The 20,061-nt window shown below is 70.3% G+C and carries 17 protein-coding genes and 1 riboswitch; of the genes, 6 read left to right on the plus strand and 11 right to left on the minus strand.

All coding sequences use genetic code 11. The features are described 5' to 3' along the window. Window positions 1–147 precede the first annotated feature (147 nt). Window positions 148–238, minus strand: a riboswitch (ZMP/ZTP riboswitch). A gap of 121 nt (window positions 239–359) precedes the next feature. Then, complete coding sequence (gene rocD, locus QFZ67_RS14835; protein WP_307661576.1) at window positions 360–1,565, plus strand: ornithine--oxo-acid transaminase; 1,206 nt, start codon at window positions 360–362, stop codon at window positions 1,563–1,565. A gap of 13 nt (window positions 1,566–1,578) precedes the next feature. Here rocD and QFZ67_RS14840 read toward each other — a convergent pair whose 3' ends face one another. Next, window positions 1,579–2,760: a glutathionylspermidine synthase family protein gene (locus QFZ67_RS14840; protein WP_307661577.1), complete on the minus strand. Its 1,182-nt coding sequence runs from the start codon at window positions 2,758–2,760 to the stop codon at window positions 1,579–1,581. An 18-nt stretch (window positions 2,761–2,778) separates the two neighbouring features. Next, window positions 2,779–3,078: a hypothetical protein gene (locus tag QFZ67_RS14845; protein WP_307661578.1), complete on the minus strand. Its 300-nt coding sequence runs from the start codon at window positions 3,076–3,078 to the stop codon at window positions 2,779–2,781. Between the two features lie 122 nt (window positions 3,079–3,200). On the opposite strand from QFZ67_RS14845, the gene QFZ67_RS14850 reads away from it, so the two are divergent. Then, window positions 3,201–4,049: a hypothetical protein gene (locus tag QFZ67_RS14850; protein ID WP_307665851.1), complete on the plus strand. Its 849-nt coding sequence runs from the start codon at window positions 3,201–3,203 to the stop codon at window positions 4,047–4,049. Window positions 4,050–4,174: 125 nt separating this feature from the next. Here QFZ67_RS14850 and QFZ67_RS14855 read toward each other — a convergent pair whose 3' ends face one another. Then, entirely contained in the window at window positions 4,175–5,575 is a 1,401-nt protein-coding gene (locus tag QFZ67_RS14855; RefSeq protein ID WP_307661579.1) for a PLP-dependent aminotransferase family protein, read from the minus strand. Window positions 5,576–5,622: 47 nt separating this feature from the next. On the opposite strand from QFZ67_RS14855, the gene QFZ67_RS14860 reads away from it, so the two are divergent. After that, window positions 5,623–6,147, plus strand: coding sequence for a carboxymuconolactone decarboxylase family protein (locus QFZ67_RS14860; RefSeq protein ID WP_307661580.1), 525 nt, complete (start codon window positions 5,623–5,625; stop codon window positions 6,145–6,147). A gap of 13 nt (window positions 6,148–6,160) precedes the next feature. After that, on the plus strand, window positions 6,161–6,880 hold the full coding sequence (locus QFZ67_RS14865) for an isocitrate lyase/phosphoenolpyruvate mutase family protein (RefSeq protein WP_307661581.1): 720 nt from the start codon (window positions 6,161–6,163) through the stop codon (window positions 6,878–6,880). Window positions 6,881–6,935: 55 nt separating this feature from the next. On the opposite strand, the gene QFZ67_RS14870 is transcribed toward QFZ67_RS14865, so the two are convergent. Beyond that, window positions 6,936–7,058 carry a hypothetical protein gene (locus QFZ67_RS14870; protein WP_307666128.1) on the minus strand — a complete coding sequence of 41 codons (123 nt, stop codon included), beginning with the start codon at window positions 7,056–7,058 and terminating at the stop codon, window positions 6,936–6,938. A gap of 217 nt (window positions 7,059–7,275) precedes the next feature. Here QFZ67_RS14870 and QFZ67_RS14875 point away from each other — a divergent pair, with 217 nt between their 5' ends. Beyond that, on the plus strand, window positions 7,276–8,829 hold the full coding sequence (locus QFZ67_RS14875) for an alpha/beta fold hydrolase (RefSeq protein ID WP_307661582.1): 1,554 nt from the start codon (window positions 7,276–7,278) through the stop codon (window positions 8,827–8,829). Window positions 8,830–8,841: 12 nt separating this feature from the next. After that, on the plus strand, window positions 8,842–10,446 hold the full coding sequence (locus QFZ67_RS14880; protein ID WP_373430045.1) for an alpha/beta fold hydrolase: 1,605 nt from the start codon (window positions 8,842–8,844) through the stop codon (window positions 10,444–10,446). A 196-nt stretch (window positions 10,447–10,642) separates the two neighbouring features. Here QFZ67_RS14880 and QFZ67_RS14885 read toward each other — a convergent pair whose 3' ends face one another. The 7 genes from QFZ67_RS14885 to QFZ67_RS14915 all read right to left on the minus strand — a co-directional run bounded on the left by QFZ67_RS14885 (window position 10,643) and on the right by QFZ67_RS14915 (window position 19,879). After that, window positions 10,643–10,978, minus strand: coding sequence for a hypothetical protein (locus QFZ67_RS14885; protein ID WP_307661583.1), 336 nt, complete (start codon window positions 10,976–10,978; stop codon window positions 10,643–10,645). A 76-nt stretch (window positions 10,979–11,054) separates the two neighbouring features. Continuing rightward, window positions 11,055–12,008 carry an ABC transporter substrate-binding protein gene (locus tag QFZ67_RS14890; RefSeq protein WP_307661584.1) on the minus strand — a complete coding sequence of 318 codons (954 nt, stop codon included), beginning with the start codon at window positions 12,006–12,008 and terminating at the stop codon, window positions 11,055–11,057. 27 nt (window positions 12,009–12,035) lie between these two features. Beyond that, complete coding sequence (locus QFZ67_RS14895) at window positions 12,036–13,997, minus strand: ABC transporter permease subunit (protein WP_307661585.1); 1,962 nt, start codon at window positions 13,995–13,997, stop codon at window positions 12,036–12,038. Beyond that, window positions 13,994–15,121 (minus strand): glycine betaine/L-proline ABC transporter ATP-binding protein, encoded by a 1,128-nt coding sequence (locus QFZ67_RS14900; RefSeq protein ID WP_307661586.1) that lies wholly within the window; start codon window positions 15,119–15,121, stop codon window positions 13,994–13,996. The genes QFZ67_RS14895 and QFZ67_RS14900 overlap by 4 nt, the downstream gene beginning before the upstream one ends. Then, on the minus strand, window positions 15,118–16,692 hold the full coding sequence (locus QFZ67_RS14905; RefSeq protein WP_307661587.1) for a GMC family oxidoreductase: 1,575 nt from the start codon (window positions 16,690–16,692) through the stop codon (window positions 15,118–15,120). The genes QFZ67_RS14900 and QFZ67_RS14905 overlap by 4 nt, the downstream gene beginning before the upstream one ends. A 27-nt stretch (window positions 16,693–16,719) precedes the next feature. Then, complete coding sequence (locus QFZ67_RS14910) at window positions 16,720–18,213, minus strand: aldehyde dehydrogenase family protein (protein ID WP_307661588.1); 1,494 nt, start codon at window positions 18,211–18,213, stop codon at window positions 16,720–16,722. 676 nt (window positions 18,214–18,889) lie between these two features. Beyond that, window positions 18,890–19,879: a malate dehydrogenase gene (locus tag QFZ67_RS14915; protein ID WP_307661589.1), complete on the minus strand. Its 990-nt coding sequence runs from the start codon at window positions 19,877–19,879 to the stop codon at window positions 18,890–18,892. Window positions 19,880–20,061 lie beyond the last annotated feature (182 nt).

A 20,061-nucleotide genomic window follows, 5' to 3' on the forward strand; every position in this document is an offset into this window, starting at 1 on the left:
TGCTCGGTCGTTGTCCCGGGGTACGGCTCGGAATCCCTCGCCGGAGGCGAGGGGCGCGGGCCGCACCACACGGGACGTGTCCCGGGGTGCAGCTCGGGGCTCCTCCCGCCGAAGGCAGGGGGCGAGCGGCACCACACAGGACGGGTCCCGTGGTGCCCAGGCGGGCGGCACCTCGTGTGATCTTCCGCGCGCGGTTCCCTCGGGGTCACTTCCCCGTACGCCAGTCGCCGTGCGTAGTGTCCAGCCTAGCGGCCAAGCCCCACAGCAAGGTTTCTTCGTCCACCATACGAGCGACGATAGAAACAGGGGCACGACCCCGCCCCAGCCGGATGTCTTGTCTCTACTCGAACGGAGATCCCGTGTCTGCATCGGAGAGTGCCATTGCCTCCGCGGAGGCGCACAGCGCGCACAACTACCACCCGCTCCCCGTCGTGGTCGCCTCGGCCGACGGCGCGTGGATGACCGATGTCGAGGGGCGTCGCTACCTCGACATGCTTGCCGGGTACTCGGCGCTCAATTTCGGCCACGGAAACCGCCGGCTGATCGACGCCGCCAAGGCGCAGCTGGAGAGAGTCACGCTCACCTCCCGCGCCTTCTACCACGACCGGTTCGCCGACTTCTGTACACAGCTCGCCGAGTTGTGCGGCATGGAGATGGTGCTGCCGATGAACACCGGGGCGGAGGCGGTGGAGACCGCCGTGAAGACCGCCCGGAAATGGGGTTACCGGGTCAAGGGCGTCCCGGACAACATGGCGAAGATCGTCGTCGCGGCCAACAACTTCCACGGCCGTACGACGACGGTGATCAGCTTCTCCACGGACCAGGAGGCGCGGGCGGACTTCGGTCCGTACACCCCGGGCTTCGAGATCGTTCCGTACGGGGACCTGACGGCAATGGACGCCGCGCTCACCGAGAACACCGTGGCCGTGCTGCTGGAGCCGATCCAGGGCGAGGCCGGGGTGCTGGTGCCGCCGGCCGGGTATCTCGCGGGCGTACGGCAGCTGACCCGCGAGCGGAACGTCCTCTTCATCGCGGACGAGATCCAGTCGGGCCTCGGGCGGACCGGCAAGACCTTCGCCTGCGAGCACGAGGGCGTCGTACCGGACATGTATGTGCTGGGCAAGGCGCTGGGCGGCGGCGTCGTTCCGGTGTCGGCGGTCGTCTCCTCCAACGAGGTGCTCGGCGTCTACCGTCCCGGTGAGCACGGCTCGACGTTCGGTGGCAATCCGCTCGCCTGCGCGGTCGCCCTGGAGGTGATCGCGATGCTGCGCACCGGCGAGTTCCAGCAGCGCGCCACCGAGCTGGGTGAGCACCTCCACCACGAGCTGGGCCTGCTGACCGGCGGCGGCGCGGTGGAGGCGGTACGCGGCCGCGGGCTGTGGGCAGGCGTCGACATTGTGCCGAGCCACGGCACCGGCCGGGAAATCTCGGAGAAGCTGATGGACCGCGGGGTCCTGGTCAAGGACACCCACGGTTCCACGATCCGGATCGCCCCGCCGCTGGTGATCAGCAAGGAGGACCTGGACTGGGGCCTGGACCAGCTGAGGGCCGTCCTGGGCGCGTAGGTCCCGCCTGGGATCAGAGGATGACGTGGGGCAGGAAGCGGGCGTACTCGTCCGTGACCAGCCCCGCCGATTCCCTGATGCCGAGCCCCGCCGCCTCGCCCTCGACGACCCATGCGCCGAGTACCACGCGGTTGCCCTCGAAGTCGGGCAGCGGGGCCAACTCCTGGTAGCAGCACGGCTCTTCACGCAGTACGGGACCGGCGCCCGGCTCGTGGATCGTGACGCCCGCGCCCTCGCGGCCGAGCAGGGGCTTGGCGACATAGCCCCGCTCGGCGGCGAGTTCGCGCGGGCCGTCGAGATAAGCGGGCAGCAGATTCGGGTGGCCCGGGTTCAGCTCCCAGAGAATCGCCAGCAGCGCCTTGTTGGAGAGCAGCATCTTCCAGGCGGGCTCGATCCAGCAGGTGGTGCCGGTGCCGCCGCCGTTGTCCAGGGTGTCGAGGACGTGCGGCCCGAAGCGGTCGGAGACCAGCCACTCCCACGGATAGAGCTTGAAGCAGCTGCGTATGAACCGCAGCCGGTCGTCCACGAAGCGTCCGGAAAGCCGGTCCCAGCCGATGCGTTCGACGGAGAGCGCCTCGGTGGCGATACCCGCCTGCTGGGCCGTCTCGCGCAGATACGCGACGGTCATCAGGTCCTCGCCCAGCTCGTCCCCGTCGGAGTGGACGAAGTGCAGCGGCCCCGGCGGCAGCAGCGGAGCCTGCCGCTTCCAGCCGTCGACGAGGCGTTCGTGGAGGGAGTTCCACTGGTCCGCGCCGGGGAAGCGGTCCTCCATCCAGAACCACTGCGGGCTGGCGGCCTCGACCAGGGAGGTTGGGGTGTCGGCGTTGTACTCCAGCATTTTGGCCGGGCCGGTGCCGTCGTAGCGGAGGTCGAACCGCCCGTAGAGGGAAGGGAGTTCGTCCCTCCGCCGCCAGGACTCGGCGACCCGCCTGGCCAGCCGCCGGTCGGTGATGCCGAGGTCGGCGAAGCGGTTGTGCTCGACAATGTGCGCGGCCGCGGCCAGGCACATGGCGTGCAGTTCCTCGACGACCTCTTCCAGCGCCTCGACCTCGGGCAGGGAGAACTCGTAGTACGCGCTCTCGTCCCAGTACGGGCGCAGCGAGCCGTCCGGGTAGCGGGTCAGCGGGTAGATGAGGCCCTGTTCTTCGACGATCTGCTGCCAGCCCGGGCGGGGCTCGATGACGTGACGCTTCATGCTGTGTGGGCCCCGTACTCAGCCGCCGCCGGAGCTGGAGCCGCCGAAGCCGCCGCTGTCGACGGCGGTCCTGTCGAAGCTGCCGCCATCGACCCGGCCGCCGCTGACCCTGCCGCCGTAGTAGTACCTACCGCCGCTGCCGGACCCGGAGCCGGAACCGTCGCCGTCGCCGTCGCACTCGTAGTCCGGCAGCACTTCGTAGGTCACCGGGTCGACACACCGCTCGTCCGGCTCCGAGCCGCATGCCGTGAGCGTCGCGGCGAGCACCCCCATACCGCCGAGCACAACCGTGCTCGACCTCAGCCTGCGTCGCACCATCAGCCGGTCGCCCCGTTCGAATCAAGCCAGTAGATCGCCGGACAGACTAGAGGGCCGCCTCGCGCGGTGGTTAGGCCGGTCCGCCAACCCTCCTCATCTACAGTCGCTTTGTGCTCTTTGGGATGATCTGTGCTCTCGGCTCCGCGGTCTGCTACGGCACGGCCTCCGTCCTCCAGGCCGTCGCCGCCCGCGCCACGCAGCCGGGCACCGGCTCCGGCGTCGACCCGGCGCTGCTGCTGCGCGCGCTGCGTCAGTGGCGTTATGTGGCCGGACTCGCCCTGGACGGCCTCGGTTTCGCCCTCCAGATCGTCGCCCTGCGCTCCATCCCCATCTACGCGGTCGGCGCGGCGCTCGCCGCCAGCCTCGCGGTGACCGCCGTGGTCGCCTCGCGCCTGCTCTCTGTCCGCCTGAGCGGGACGGAGTGGGGCGCGGTGGCCGTGGTCTGCGCGGGGCTCGCAATGCTGGGGCTCGCCTCGGGCGCGGAGGGCGACCGACCCGGATCCACCGCCCTGCGCTGGGCCATGCTCGGCGTCGCGCTCGCCGTCCTGCTCGTCGGCGCGGCCGCGGGCCGCCTTCCCGACAAACCGCGCGCCCTGGTGCTCGGCCTCGGCGCGGGCTTCGGCTTCGGCGTGGTCGAGGTCGCGGTCCGGCTGATCGACTCGGTCGCGCTGCCCGAAGTGCTGGCCAATCCGGCGCTGTATGCGCTGCTGCTCGGCGGCGGTGCGGCGTTCCTACTGCTCACCTCCGCCCTGCAGCGCGGCTCGGTGACGACGGCCACGGCGGGCCTGGTGCTCGGCGAGACGATCGGCCCGGCGGTGGTGGGCGTGGTGTGGCTGGGCGACCAGACCCGCGAGGGCCTGGCGTGGCTGGCCGTGACGGGCTTCGTGGTGGCAGTGGCCGGGGCGCTGGCACTGGCCCGGTTCGGCGAGCCGCCCGCGGCTTCGGAGGCGCCTGAGGCTGCGGCCCCCTGAAAATACAAGCCCGTCCGGCGATTGAGGACATGCGGCCGAAGGTCGCATACGGGGGTCTGGGGGCTTGCCCCCAGTTCGGGAAGGGGCGTGGTGGGGAAACCGCCCCCGGGCAAGCCGCCGCAGGCTCACGGCAGCGCCCGGCACAGCGCGTCCAGCGCCCCCACCCAGCCGCTGTCCGCCGGCGTTGCGTACCCCACCACCAGCGCGTCCCTCCCGCGCGGCGCGTCCTTGTGCCGGTACCGCGAGACCCCCTCCACCGCCAGGCCCTGCCACGCCGCCGCCTGGATCACGGACTGCTCGGTGCCGGGCGGGAGTTCGAGCACCGCGTGCAGCCCCGCCGCGATCCCGCTGACCCGGATGTCCGGCGCGCGCTCCGCCAGCGCCCGCACCAACTGGTCGCGCCGTCTGCGGTAGCGCAGCCGCATCCCCCGTACATGCCGGTCGTACTCGCCGGACGCGATGAACTCCGCGAGTGTCAGCTGGTCCAGCGCGCTCGACACCCAGTCGACGGTGCCCTTCGCCTCGAGCGCCTGGCCCACGAGGTCCTCCGGCAGCACCATCCAGCCGAGCCGCAGCCCCGGTGCCAGCGACTTGCTCGCCGTGCCCAGATAGACCACCCGGTCGGGGTCGAGGCCCTGGAGCGCGCCCACCGGCTGGCGGTCGTAGCGGAACTCCCCGTCGTAGTCGTCCTCCAGGATCAGCCCGCCCGTCCCGCGGGCCCAGTCGACGGCGGCCGCGCGCCGGTCGGGATGCAGCGCAGCTCCCATCGGGAACTGGTGCGCGGGCGTCAGCAGCACCGCGCCCGCACCGCGCATGGCCACCAACTCATCTGTCCGCGAGCCCAGTTCGTCGAAGGGCAGGGCCGGGGTCCGCATCCCCGCCTCGGTCAGCAGGTTCCAGTGCACATCGAGCCCGTACGACTCGACGGCCACCTCGCGCACCCGCCGCCGCCTCAGCATCTTCCCCAGCAGCATCAGCCCGTGCACAAAGCCGGAACAGATCACGATCCGCTGGGGGTCCGCGTAGACGCCTCGCGCCCGCGCCAGATAGTCGGCCAGTACGGTACGCAGCTCGATGCGCCCGCGCGGATCGCCGTATCCGAAGGCCTCGTGCGGCGCGGCGGTCAGCGCCCGGCGGGCCGCCTTCAGCCACTGTGCACGCGGGAAGGACGCGAGGTCGGGGCTACCTGCCATCAGGCTGTACTGCGGGCCGCGGCGGGCCGGGCGGGCTCTGACCGCACCCGCCGCCGCTTTCCGCGGCTCGGCCCGCCGGGCGACCCGCGTCCCCGAGCCCTGCTGCGCGGTGAGCCATCCCTCGGCGACGAGTTCGGCGTACGCGTCGGCAACGGTATTGCGGGCGATCCCCAGGTCGGCGGCGAGCGAACGCGAGGACGGCAGCCGCGTCCCGGGGGCCAGCCGCCCGCTGCGCGCGGCCTCCCGCAGGGCGTCCATCAGGCCCGTACGCAGGCCGGAACCGCGCAGTTCGAGATGGAGGTCAGCGCCGAAAGTGGCCCAGTGATCCGTCATGAGAATGGACCATACTCGTGCGCCACCACGCGCGTACGGTCGTAGCCATGACGACGAACGAGACGCCGCCCGAGACGCCGAACGAGAACACGTCCTACGCCCCCGAGCACACCCCCCGCCTCCCCTGGGCGAAGTTCGCTCCCGAGGTCTACAAGGCCATGGTCAAGCTGGACGCGGTCGCCCGGCAGGGCCTCGACCCGGTCCTCCTCGAACTGGTCAAGATCCGCGCCTCACAGATCAACCGCTGCGCCTTCTGCCTCGACATGCACACCAAGGACGCCCTCGCGGCGGGCGAGTCGGTGGAGCGGATCATCCAGCTCAGCGCATGGGAGGAGTCGCAGCACTTCTACACCGCGAAGGAACTCGCGGCGATCGAACTGACGGAGGCCGTCACCGTCCTCACCGACGGCTTTGTGCCGGACGAGGTGTACGAGAGGGCCGCCAAGCACTTCGACGAGGCGGAGCTCGCCCAGCTGATCTCGGCGATCACGGTCATCAACGCCTGGAACCGTTTCGGCGTGAGCACCCGCATGGTCCCCGGCCACTACACGCCCGGCCAGTTCAAGCACTGACGGGATATCAGTGATGACCGCCGAAACCTTCCGCTCCCTCCACCACGACCGCGCCCCCGGCGACCCCCTCGTCCTCCCGGGCCCGTGGGACGCCGCCAGTGCCCGCGCCTTCGCGGACGCCGGCTTCCCTGCCCTCGCGAGCCCCAGCGCCGGGGTCGCGTCCGCTCTCGGGTACGAGGACGGACAGTCGCCCGCCGACGAGATGTTCGCGGCCGTCGCCCGTATCGCCCGCTCGGTAGACGTGCCGGTCTCCGCGGACGTCGAGGCGGGCTACGGCCTGCCACCGAAAGAGCTGGTCGCCCGGATCCTCGACACCGGAGCCGTCGGCTGCAACCTGGAGGACTCCGACTCCGCGACCAAGGCACTCAAGGACCCCCAACGGCACGCCGACTGGCTGGCCGAGGTCCGCGCGGAGGCGGGCGACCGGCTGTTCATCAATGCCCGGGTCGACTCGTTCCTGCGCGGAGTGACCGACCCGGCGGAGGCGATCGCCCGGGCACGGCTGTACGTCGCGGCCGGCGCGGACTGCGTCTACCCGTTCGCCGTACCGCCGGAGCAACTCCCGTTGCTGCGCGAGGAGATCGAGGGCCCGATCAACGTCGCACCGCTCCCGGGCAGCCCGCCCGTCGCCGAACTGGGCCGCCTGGGCGCGACCCGGATCACCTTCGGTCCCGGCCTGCACCAAAAGGCGATGGCGGCGGTACGGAAGATCGCCGAGGAGCTACGGGGCTGACCGCGTCCTGGCCGCGTGCGGAGGCTGCCGCCCTGGGCCCCCGGCTAGGTGTGTTTTAGAAGTCGGTGACCTGGCTGGTTGGCCGCCCGGGGAAGGTGCGGGCGGCCACCCGGATGGTGAGGTCGTGGGCGATGTCGTTGATGCTGGTCGCCGTGTCCACGACGAGATCCACGATCATCGCGCTCCCTCCCCCCATGCCACTACGACGCGTCCGCCGTCGGGACGCCGTGCCTCCCACCATGCCGGACGGCCGGGGACGGCCCGGGCCACGGGTTGCGACCGCTCCGCGTGCGCGCGAACGCGCCGCCCGGTAGCGTCGAAAACGCGCGTTCCGCCCAAACCGCTGGGGCCTGGGCCGGCAGGGCCGCCGCCGATGTCGGCAGGAACGAGATCACATGCCACAGCACAGCATCCACGCGATGACTGCCGCGGCCGCTCTGGTCTGCCTGGCAGCAATCGCCCCCACACCTAGCAGCGCCGCGTCACCACCCGCCCAGTCCGCGGGGCCCAGCGCGGCAGCCCCGTCCCGGTTCGTGCCCGGCCCCTGTCCGAAGCCGCCCAAGCCCATCGCCGCGCTGAGCGGCGCACGGTGCGGCTTCCTCGAGGTCCCCGAGAACCGCTCCCGCTCCGGCGGCCGGACCATCAAGCTGGCCGTGGCGATCATTCCGGCTGTCACCCCGGCGAAGCCCGCACAGGACCCTGTGGTGTTCATGGCGGGCGGCCCCGGTGCCGACGCGATCGACGACATCCCGTTCCTCATCGACTCCGGCCTGAACAAGGACCGCGAGCTGATCATCATGGCCCAGCGCGGAAACCTCTACTCGCAGCCGAACCTCGCCTGCCCGGAGGTCGACCGGTTCAACGCGCAGGCCGTGGGCCTGCGCTATGACGCAGAGCCGACGGAACAGCTCCTGCTGAAGGCGGTGAAGGAGTGCCGGGACCGCTTGGCGGCCGACGGCATCGACCTGAGCGCCTACAACACCACTGAGAACGCCGCCGACTTCGCCGACCTGCGCAAGGCGCTGGGCATCCCCCGGTGGAACGTCTACGCGTACTCCTACGGCACCGACCTGGCCCTCACGTACCTGCGCAGGCACCCCGGCGGAATCCGCGCGGTGGCGCTCGACTCGCTCACACCTCCCCAGACCGCGACCCTGCCGTGGACATGGAGCAGCACCCAGGAGGGGATCCGCAACATCTTCGAGGCGTGCGCGGCGGAGCCCCGCTGCAAGGACCGGTACCCGGAGCTCCCCCGTACGCTGACGGAGCAGGTGCGCAGGCTGGAGGCACAGCCCCTGACGCTGAACGTCCCGCCGCCGAGCGGAGGAAAGCCGGTCAAGGTCGTCCTCGACGGGGGCGCGCTGCTGAACCTGGTGGTCGGCAACGCCGTCCCGGCCAAGGACGTCCCGGCGGCGCTCGAGGAACTCAGCCACGGACGCCCGGAGCGCTTCGCGCAGGCCCGCGCGGCCGGCTCGGTCCAGAACGTCGGCGCGTTCGCGCACGGCCTGACGGAGTCGGTGGCGTGCAGCGAGTGGGCGCCGGGGTACTCGGAATCCGACGTGCTGAACGCAGGGCGCCGGGCCTTCCCGGGGTGGCCGGACACGGTCCTGGCCCAGCCGCCGCAGCTTCCCTTCCAGTACGCGGCGTGCCGGGTCTGGAACGTTCCGGACCGCGCGTCCATCCAGCGGGTGGCCACGGTCAGCGCGGTGCCGGCGCTCGTAGTCTCCGGCACGTTCGACGTGAAGACCGGGGCGAGTTGGGCGCAGGACGTGGCCCGTAACCTGTCCCGCTCGACCGCCGTGCAGGTCCCAGGAATCGGCCACTGGGTGGTCCCGCAGTCGCCTTGCGCGCAACGCGTGCTGGCCTCGTTCCTCGCTCGCCCGACCGCGCCCGACACCGGTTGCGTGGACGGCCTCGAGCCCCAACCGTTCACGATCATCCCGAAATGACCGGGAGGGCAGATGACACGCCACCGAGCGCCCAGTCGTCGCCGCACCGTACGACGACTCCAGGCCACGTCGGCCGGCATGGCGACCGGTCTCCTCGTCACCGGCCTGCTCGCAGCGCCCGCTCAGGCGCAGTCCGGCACCGACACCGGCACCGGAGCGCCGATCGGCACGGCCGCCCGGACGGTGGGCGACGCCGGCTTCGAACCGGGCCCCTGCCCGAAGACGCCGGAACCGATCGAGGAGCTCGAAGGGGCCCGCTGCGGAACGCTCACAGTGCCCGAGAACCGCGCCAAACCAAGCAGTCGAACGATCAAACTCGGTGTCGCGATCGTGCCCGCCGCGGCCGACACACCGAAACCCGACCCCATCGTGTGGCTCGCGGGCGGACCCGGAGACGACTCGGTGGGGGAGGCGAAGATGGCGATCGACGGCGGCCTGAACCGCGACCGTGACGTGATCTTCATGTCCCAGCGCGGTACGTACTCGGCCGACCCGGCGCTCCTCTGCCGCAACATCGACCAGTTCAACGCACGCGCTGTCGGCCTCGTCTACGGCGCTCCGTCCACCGAGCGCCTGCACGTCGAGGCCACGAAGGCCTGCCGCGACCAGCTGGCGGGCCGCGGGGTCGACCTCAGTGCCTACAACGACACCGAGAGCGCCGCCGACTACGCGGACCTGCGCACCGCGCTGGGTATCAAGCAGTGGAACATGTTCGGCATCTCCTACGGCACCCACCTGGCGCTGGTCTACACGCGCCTGCACCCCGAGGGGCTCCGCTCGGTGGGCATCGACGGCATACTGCCGCCCTCCAGTGCCGGGTCGGCCCTGACCTGGAGCAGCGCCCGGCAGGGCTTCGACGGCCTGTTCAAGGCCTGCGCGGAGCAGCCGGCGTGCAATCGGCGCTATCCGAACCTGTCGGCCACCTTCGACCGGCTCGTCCGTGACCTCGAAGCCCATCCGGTCACGACCACCGTCACGCTCCCCGGCAACCCGAAGCCGGTGAAGGTCGTGCTGGACGGCGGAGCCCTGGTGAACTGGATGACCTCCGCCACCCACGTGGCGCCCCAGGTACCCCGCGCCCTCGACGAGCTGGCGCACGGCAAGCCGCAGCGGATCGCCCAGCAGTGGGCGGGCGGCAAGCTCAGCCCCCAGGCCATGGGAAGGGTTTCGCACGGTCTCGCCTACGGCATCTTCTGCAGCGAGTGGACGCCGTACGAGAGCCAGGAAGAGGCGCTCCAGGGCGGACAGGAAGCGTTCCCGTCGTTCCCCCGATCGGTGCTGGCCCAGGCCCCGCAGCTCACCTTCCTCCGTCCGGACTGCGACGTCTGGAAGGTCCCCGCGGCGCCGCGCACGATCCGGGACGTCACGCGCGGCGACATCCCCACCCTCGCCCTGTCGGGCGGGTTCGACTCCCAGACCGGGGCGGACAACGGGCCGTACGTCGCCCGTACGCTGAGCCGGGCCAAGGTCGTCACGGTCCCCTACGAGCCGCATGTGGTGTTCGCCTCGTCGGAGTGCGCCCAGGAGATCACCGTCTCGTTCTTCGACACCCCGGCCGCGCCGAAGACCGGATGCCTGAACAGCCTGGAGCCGCCTGAGTTCGAGATCGGGCCCTGAAACCACTCGCGGTCCGCTTCGAGGCCACCGTCCTGGTCGCCGCGATCGGCGAATGGCTGTGACGTGCCGGAGGTGTCACCCACCCCTGCCATGCTGACCGCGAACAGGTTGAGCAAGGCAAGCAGGAGGCCGCCGATGGGGGCTCGTTACTACGACGCCGACAGCGAGAACGGGTCACCGACTTCTAAAACACGCTTTAGGCCCCGGGCCCGGTCGACTCCGCGTCCTTCGCCAGGCCCACCGCCGTGAGAAGGCTCAGCCGCGGCTCGGCCTTGCGCAGGGCCTTGATCGCGGTGATGGAATCGGCAGGGCCTTCGACACCGGCCGCGGCCAGGTGCCCACGCACCCAGCGGCCGCGCAGCTCCGCGTCCGTGGCGGCCCCAGCCTCGGCGACGAGGGCGGCGGCGCGCTCCAGGCCGGGGCGTTCCTCCGGCGTCGCCGTCACCAACGCGGCGCGGACGGCATCGGCGATGCCGTCCGCGTCACGCAGAACGAGTACGGAGAGTTCCTGCTTGCCGGATCCGAAGAACATGCACGGATTCTCGGCCTCAGGGCCGCACTCCCTCAAGCGAGTTGAGGTACCTCAGAGGTGCGGGCGCAGCCGCGGGCTACTTCTTGGGGAGCCAGGCCTTCCACGTCGCCTCGTTCGCCTTGACCCACTTCTCGGCCGCGGCCTCCGGCGACATCTTCTCGCCGGCGATCATCAGCGCGACCTCGTTCTGCTGCTCGGTCGTCCACTTGAAGTTCTTCAGGAACTCCGCCGCCTCGCCGCCGTTCTTCGCGAAGTCCGCGTTGAGGAACTTCTGCAGCGGCGTGTTCGGGTACGCGCAGGCGACAGCCTTCGGGTCGGCGTCACAACCCGCCTTGTACTCCGGCAGCTTGACCTCGACCATGTCGACCTGGGCATTCAGCCACTGCGGGGTCCACCAGTACGTCAGGAAAGGCTTCTTCTCCTTCGCGTACTTCTTGATCGCGGTGATCTGCGCGGCCTCGGAACCCGAGTAGTTGGTCTTGAGGTTGAGCTTCAGGTTCTTGATGATCGCGTCGTCGTTGGTGACGTAGTCCGGGGAGCCCTCCAGGATCTCGCCCTTGTCACCGCTCTCCGCGGTCTTGAAGTCCTTGGCGTACTTGTTGAGGTTCTTGTAGTCCGTGACATCGGGGTGCGCGTCCGCGAAGTACTTCGGCACGAACCAGCCGATGTGCCCGGTCACGCCGAGGTCGCCGCCCTTGACGACGGTCTTCTTCGTCGTGACGTACTGCTTCTCCTCCTTGGGGTGACCCCAGTCCTCCATGATCGCGTCTATGTCGCCCTTGGAGAGCGCGTCCCAGGCGAGGACCTCGCCCATCTGCTGGGTCTTGACGGTGTAGCCCAGCTCCTTCTTCAGGATGTAGCCGGCGACGGCCGTGTTGGCCTGGGCGCCGACCCAGGAGGGGACGGTCAGCTTCACGGTCTTGGCGCCGCCGGCCTCGTCCTTCTTGCCGGTCTCGGCGGCGCTGCACGCGCTGAGGGTGAGGACGCCGAGGGCGCTGATGACAGCCGTGGTGGTACGGATGGTGCGCATGGTGCTCCTGTGAATGGAAGGAAGGGTTCAGTCGGTCTTGCGGGTGGCGGGCTGGGTGATCCGGTCCAGTACGAGACCGAGGCAGACAATCGCGACTCCGGCCGTCATGCCGATGCCCATCTCGCCCCGGGAGAGGCCCTTCACGACGTCGTAGCCCAGCGCGCCGCCGCCGACCAGGCCCCCGACGACGACCACCGCGAGCACCAGCACGACGCCCTGGTTGACGGCGAGCTGCAGTGCCGGACGGGCCAGCGGCAGCTGGACCTGGAGGAGTTGCTGACGGGTCGACGCGCCCAGCGAACGGGATGCCTCGAGCGCGGCCGGGTCGACCTCGCGCAGGCCCTGGGTGGTGATGCGTACGACAGCGGGCAGCGCGTACACGACGGCGGCGATGATCGCGGATGCCCGGGTGACGCCGAACAGCGCGACCACCGGGATGAGGTACACGAACTGCGGCATCGTCTGCATGGCGTCCAGTACCGGCCGCAGCCAGCGCTCCAGACGCCCGGCCCGCGAGGACAGGATGCCCGCGAGGACGCCGAGCGCCAGCGTGAGCACGAGGGCCGCGAGCACCTGGGAGAGCGTGTCGAGGGACTTGCCCCAGACCCCGAGTACGCCGATCGCCGCCATCGAGAGCGTGGCGGTCAGCGCGGTCGCCCAGGTGCCGACCAGCCAGGCGAGGGCCGCGACGAGCAGCAGGAGCGACCACCAGGGGAGCCAGATCAGGGCGTCACGCAGGGGGTTGAGGATCCACAGCGTGAACTCGCGCGACCAGGCCTCGGTGAAGGTGAGATTCTCGGTGATCCACTCCTGCGCCTTGTTGACGGGCGTGGAGATTTCGTACGTCCAGCCCTCCGGCCATGCCTTGCCGATGGCCAGCCGGCCGAAGGCCGCGGCCACGACGCCGGCGAACACCAGCGCCCAGGCGGAGCGGCCGTGCAGCAGCCCGCCGCCGGGTGAGCTCTCGCCGATACGGTCACCGGCCGCCGCGGTCGTACGGTCCAGCCAGACGGCGATCAGGACGATCGGGATGCCCGCGGTGAGTGCCTTGCCGACGTCGACGGTGGAGAGCGCCGAGTAGACCTCCTCACCGAGACCGCCGGCTCCGACGAGAGCCGCGATGACGACCATCGAGAGCGCCATCATGATCGTCTGGTTGAGGCCGAGGAGCATCTGCTTGCGGGCGAGCGGCAGCCGCGCGGTCCGCAGCCGCTGCCATGCGCTCGCGCCGAGCGAGGCGGACGCTTCGAGCACGGCGGGGTCGGCGCCGCGCAGCCCGAGGGCCGTGAGGCGGGCCATCGGCGGGGCGGCGTAGATGACCGTGCAGAACAGCGCGGCGGGCGTGCCGGTGCCGAAGACCAGCACGAACGGCAGCAGATACGCGAACGCGGGCAGCACCTGCATGGTGTCGAGCACCGGCCGCAGCGCCCGGTCGACCCGGCGGGACAGCCCGGCCGCGAGCCCGATCAGCACGCCGAGCAGCGAGGCGACGGCGACCGCGACGACCATCAGCGCGATGGTCAGCAGCGTGGCGTCCCACATCCCGAGCAGCCCGCACACGGCGAAGGCCCCGAAGGCGGTCGCCGCGACCTTCACCCCGCGCTGTCCGAGCCCGGCGGCCCGCCAGGCGAACAGCGCACCGGCGGCGAGGACGCCCAGCCAGCCCATGGCGTCCAGGAACTGGTAGACGGCGTCGACCGCGTCGGTGGCGGTGTTGGAGAGGTGGAGGAGGAAGTAGAGGAAGAGGGGGTGGGTGTCGCGGTTGTCGACGACCCATTTGTTGGCGTCGTCGAGGGGCCCGGATACGTCGACGGTCAGTTCGGCGGGCCAACTGCCGCTGCCCCACAGGGCGACCCCGACGGGTATGAGCACGAGCGCGGCGACGCCGAGCAGCAGCAGCTTGCGGTGGACGCGGTGGCGCAGCAGGGCGCGCAGCCCGGGTTCGGGTACGGTCGCTTCCTTGGCAGGGGCGGTGACGACGGCCGTCATGCGACGACTGCCTTGTCCGTTGCCGCGTCCTTGCCGGCGCCCCGGTCCACGCCGGCCACCACAGCCAGCAGCCCCACGTGGTCGACCACCCCCACGCAGCGGCCGTCCTGCATCACACGCGCCGGGGCGCCGCTGCGGGCAACCGCCTCGATCGCCTCGAAGACCGTTGCGTCGGGGGCGATCGCCGCGCCCGATTCCGCCTCGGCCGCGTCCGCCGCCGGGCGCATCGCCGTACGCACCGTCATCACCTGCTCGCGCGGCACATCGCGGACGAAGTCCCGTACATAGTCGTCGGCGGGCGAGCCCACGATCTCCTCCGGCGTGCCCAGCTGCACGATCCGGCCGTCCCGCATCAGCGCGATACGGTCGCCGAGCTTCAGCGCCTCACTCAGATCGTGCGTGATGAAGATCATCGTGCGGCCCTCCTCGCGGTGCAGCCGGATGACCTCCTCCTGCATATCGCGCCGGATCAGCGGGTCCAGCGCGCTGAACGGCTCGTCGAAGAGCATCACTTCGGGGTCGACGGCAAGCGCCCGCGCAAGGCCGACGCGCTGCTGCTGACCGCCGGACAGCTGACCGGGCCTGCGGTGCTCAAGGCCCTCCAGGCCGACCTTCGCGACAACCTCCGCCGCCCGGGAGCGGCGCGCGGCCTTGCCCAGGCCCTGGATCTCGAGTCCGTACGCGACGTTGTCGATCACCGAGCGGTGCGGCAGCAGCCCGAAGTGCTGAAAGACCATGGACGCACGGTGGCGGCGCAGTTCGCGCAGTCGCGCCGTGTCCATGGAGAGCACGTCCTCGCCGTCGATGGCGATCGCCCCGGACGTCGGCTCGATCAGCCGGGTCAGGCAGCGTACGAGCGTCGACTTGCCGGAGCCGGACAGGCCCATGACGACGAAGACCTCGCCCTTGCGCACATCGAAGGAGACATCGCGCACGGCAGCCGTACAGCCGGTGCGCTCGCGCAGCTCGGCCGGGGTGAGTGCGCCCAGTTCGGCGTCGCCGGGAATGCGGTCGGCCTTCGGGCCGAAGACCTTCCACAGGTTTTGAACGGAGAAGACGGGCGGTGCGGCATCGTCGTCCACGGTCTCGTGGGCAGTATCCAGAGTTTCGGTCTTGGACTTCATCGGGCCAGGCCCCTCTCTTCGGAAGCCGCGGACAGCAGCTCCGCGCACTTCTCGCCCACCATCAGGACCCCGATCATCGGGTTGACGGCGGGCATCGTCGGAAAGACGGACGCGTCGGCAATACGGATGCCGTCGATGCCCCGGATTTTCAAGTCAGGTGACACTACGGCAAGTTGATCTGTCCAGGCGCCCATTCGGCAGGTTCCGGCGGGGTGGTACACGGTGTGCGCGACCTTGCGCGCGTACTCGCCGATCGCCTCGTCCGAGGTGACCTCCGGCCCCGGACAGACCTCCCTTTTCAGCCAGCCCGCCAGCGGCTGAGCCGTCGCGATCTCGCGGGCGAGCTTGATCCCGTCGACGAGCGTACGGCCGTCGTAGTCGTCCTCGTCCGTGAAGTAACGGAAGTCCAGCGCAGGCTTTACTTCCGGATCCGCGCTGGTCAGATAGATGCGGCCGCGGCTGCGCGGCTTGGGGATGTTCGGCGTCATCGACACCCCGTGCGCGGGCCGCTCGTAGCCGAGGCGCTCCGGATTGTCGGTGAACGGGATTTGGTAGAAGTGGAACATCAGATCGGGCCCTTGTGCGTCCGGATCGCGCCGTACGAACAGGCCCGCGTCGCTGTCCATCGCCGAGTTCTCGGGGATCGGCCCGTGCGTCTCCCAGACGATCACCGACTCCGGGTGGTCGAGGAGGTTCTCTCCGACGCCCGGCAGATCGTGGACGACAGGGATGCCGAGCTCTTCCAGGTCGGCGCGCGGCCCGATGCCGGAGTGCAGCAGCAGCCGAGGCGAGTCCACCGCGCCCGCGCAGACGAGGACTTCGCGCCGCGCCTGGACGAGCCGCTCCTCGCCGTCCTTCGTACGGACGCGTACGCCCGTCGCCCTGGGGTTCCCCCTGCCGGAGGTAGGGGGACCTTCGAGCTCCAGCTTGTACGCCCAGGTCTCCAGCGCTATATGGAGGTTCGGCCGGTCCAGGAAGGGGTGGAGATACGCGACCGAGGCGGAGGACCGCTTGTTGTTCTCCGGGTGGTAGGCGAGGTCGAAGAAGCCGACGCCCTCGTGGAACGGCTTCTTGTTGAAGCCCTCGACGCGCGGGACGGCGAGCGCCGCCTGGGCGGCGTCGACGAAGTCGCGGGCGATGGCGTTACGGTCCGCCTCGTCGACCGGCACGATGTTGTTGCGCAGCCGGTCGAAGTACGGGTCCATGGCTTCGGCATCCCAGCCCTCGGCCCCCGCGGCCGCCCACTCGTCCCAGTCGGACGGCAGCGGCCGGAAGGCGATGAGGGTGTTGTGGGACGAGCAGCCGCCGAGCACCCTTGCGCGGCTGTGCCGGATGCGGGAGTTGCCGCGCGGCTGCTCGGTGGTGGGGTAGTCGTAGTCGAGTTCGCCGCCGAGCAGCCCCATCCAGCGCCGCAGGGTCAGCACGTCGTCCCGGCCGACGTCGCTCGGCCCGCCTTCGATGACGGCGACGGTGACGTCCGGGTTCTCGGTGAGCCTGGAGGCGATCACCGACCCGGCGGTGCCGCCCCCGACGACGACATAGTCGTACGTGTTCAGGTTCTGCTTCGTCATTTTCTGCGTACCTTCGCCTACCCCTGCTCAGCCCGCGAACCAGCGCACGGGGCGCGGGGCGAGGTTCTGGTAGATGTGCTTGGCCTCTCGGTACTCGGCGAGCCCGGCGGGCCCGAGCTCGCGCCCGATGCCGCTCTTCCCGAATCCGCCCCACTCCGCCTGCGGGAGGTAGGGGTGGAAGTCATTGATCCAGACGGTCCCGTGCCGCAGCCGGCCCGCGACGCGCCGCGCCCGCCCGGGATCGGCGGTCCATACCGCGCCGGCCAGCCCGTACTCGGTGTCGTTGGCGAGGGCGACGGCCTCGTCCTCCGTACGGAACGTCTCGACGGTCAGGACGGGTCCGAAGACCTCTTCGCGTACGACGCGCATCCCGCGGTGGCACTGGTCGAGGACGGTGGGCCGGTAGAAGTACCCCTCGTACCCCTCATCTTCGGGCCTGCGCCCGCCGGCCCGCAGGACCGCGCCCTCGGCCAGGGCGGAGGCGACGTATCCCTCGGTCTTCGCGAGTTGCTGCTGCGATACGAGGGGCCCGCACTCCACACCCGTGTCGGTGCCGCGTCCGAGGCGGATGTTCTCGGCCCGGCGGGCGAGTTCGCCGACGAAGCGCTCGCGCAGCGACTCCTCGATGATGAGCCGCGACCCGGCGGAGCAGACCTGCCCGCTGTGAATGAAGGCGGCGTTGAGAGCCTGATCCACAGCGGTGTCAAAGCCCTCATCGCTTTCACACGCATCGGCGAAGACGACATTGGGATTCTTGCCGCCGAGTTCGAGGGCGACCTTCTTGACGCTGTCTGCGGCGGCGCGCATCACCTTCGTACCGCTGGCGAGCCCGCCGGTGAAGGACACGAGATCCACATCGGGATGCTCGGCGAGCCTGGCTCCTACGGGGTCGCCCGCGCCGGTCACGATGTTCGCCACACCGGCGGGCAGCCCTGCCTCCTCGAGCAGCTGGATCAGCTCGACGGTCGTCAGCGGAGTGATCTCACTGGGCTTGATCACAAAAGTATTGCCCGCAGCAAGCGCCGGGGCAATCTTCCAACTGGCTTGCAGGAGTGGGTAGTTCCATGGCGTGATCAGGGCACAGACCCCCACGGGTTCATGCACCACCACGCTGTGTATGTCGTTGGACCCGGCGTCGACGACCCGTCCGCCGCTCTCGTTCATGACGAGGTCGGCGAAGTAACGGAAGGCGTCGCTCACGCAGTCGACGTCGATTCGGCCTTCCTCGACGGTCTTCCCGGCATCCCGGCTCTCCAGCAGCCCGAGCGCTTCCCGGTTGCGCTGCAACAGGTCCGCAACGCGCCGCAGCAGCGCGGCCCGCTCGGCCACCGGCGTGCGGGGCCACTCCCCCTGATCGAATGCCGCCCGCGCGGCGGCGATCGCGGCGTCGGTGTCCTCGACCCCGCCCTCCGCCACGACGGCCATGACGGTCGCGTCAGCGGGGTCGAGTATCTCGCGCGCGGCGCCGGAGGCGGCTGCGCGCCACTCTCCGCCCACGTGGATGGTCTGTTGTGCCGACACGTCGCGTTTGACCTTCCGTTCCCGTTTTGTTCCTCGCTGGTGATCGCCAGCGGACGGGTCGCCTGCCCATGGGTTCGGAAAGCATGCGCGTTAGCTGTCTCAAAGTGGCCCGCATCACTACGCCGCGGTGGGGCAGGCATACTCCGGCCTCGGGAGTTGCGGTGTGCACGCGACCAGACACACGGAGAGAATCCGCTGCCCGGTCAACCACGAGCCGCCGACGACGTCCCCGCCATCGGCCAGACGCCCCGGGGCTTCGCCCCGGACCCCCTACGCCCTTCGGGGGGTCCCCCCACGCCCTCCGGGCGTAGGGGGAGTGTCCTCAATCGCCGGACAGGCTTGAATTTCCGCCCGTCCGGCCAGAACTTGAAGCCCGCCCGGGCGAAATCAAGCCCCGTGGGGGTCCCGCCGGACGAAGTCTGGGGGAGATTGAGGCGCGGGGTCCGGGGCAGAGCCCCGGGCCGCCGGCCTCGGCGATCCGGACGCCGAGCACCTCGCGGTCATGTCCGGCGGCGAACGCGTCGGCACGGTCGACGTCCTGTCCGACGCCGGGCGCATCGCGTCGGTCAACATAGCCGCCCGCGTACGCCAGTCGACGCCTGTTGGCAGTTCCGCGAGATACGAAACCGCCCCCGGCAGCCAGTCGGCTGCCGGGGGGCGGTCGGGGTCAGATGCCTCAGATGAGGCCGAGTTCGCGGACCGCCGCGCGCTCCTCCTCCAGCTCCTTCACCGACGCGTCGATCCGCGCACGAGAGAAGTCGTTGATGTCCAGGCCCTGGACGATCTCGTACTTGCCGTCCTTCGTGGTGACCGGGAAGGACGAGATCAGGCCCTCCGGCACGCCGTACGAGCCGTCCGACGGAATGCCCATCGAGGTCCAGTCGCCCTCGGCGGTGCCGTTCACCCAGGTGTACACGTGGTCGAGCGCGGCGTTCGCGGCCGAGGCTGCCGAGGACGCGCCGCGGGCCTCGATGATCGCGGCACCGCGCTTGGCGACGGTCGGGATGAAGGTGTCGGCCAGCCACGCCTCGTCGTTGACGACCTCGGCGGCGTTCTTGCCGGCGATCTCCGCGTGGAAGATGTCCGGGTACTGGGTCGCCGAGTGGTTGCCCCAGATGGTGAGGCGCTTGATGTCGGTGACGGCGCCGCCGGTCTTCCGGGCGAGCTGCGAGATCGCGCGGTTGTGGTCGAGGCGGGTCATCGCGGTGAAGCGCTCGGCCGGTACGTCCGGGGCCGCGGCCTGTGCGATCAGCGCGTTGGTGTTGGCCGGGTTTCCGACGACGAGGACCTTGATGTCGTCCGCGGCGTTGTCGTTGATGGCCTTGCCCTGCGGCTTGAAGATGCCGCCGTTGGCGGAGAGGAGGTCACCGCGCTCCATGCCCTTGGTCCGCGGACGGGCGCCTACGAGAAGGGCCACGTTCGCACCGTCGAAGGCGACGTTCGGGTCGTCGGTGATGTCGATGCCGCGCAGCAGCGGGAAGGCGCAGTCGTCGAGCTCCATGGCGGTGCCCTCGGCGGCCTTGAGGCCCTGCGGGATTTCGAGAAGGCGCAGCTTGACCGGCACATCCGCGCCGAGCAGGTGGCCGGAGGCGATGCGGAAGAGCAGCGCGTAGCCGATCTGGCCGGCCGCGCCGGTCACGGTGACGTTGACGGGAGTGCGGGTCATGGCGATCTCCGTAAGACAGCTGGCGGTGGGGGTCCCTGCCCCTGGTGCTGGACGGCTCTTCGCACCGGTGCCGTACGTTTTGAACGTACGCTCCGAGCGTTCTGAACGGACGATCTGAACGGACGATCTGAACGGACGTTCTGAACGGACGTTCTGAATCTTGACGTGAAGAGACATCCAGC

The organism is Streptomyces sp. V1I1, from assembly GCF_030817355.1.
GTDB lineage: Bacteria > Actinomycetota > Actinomycetes > Streptomycetales > Streptomycetaceae > Streptomyces.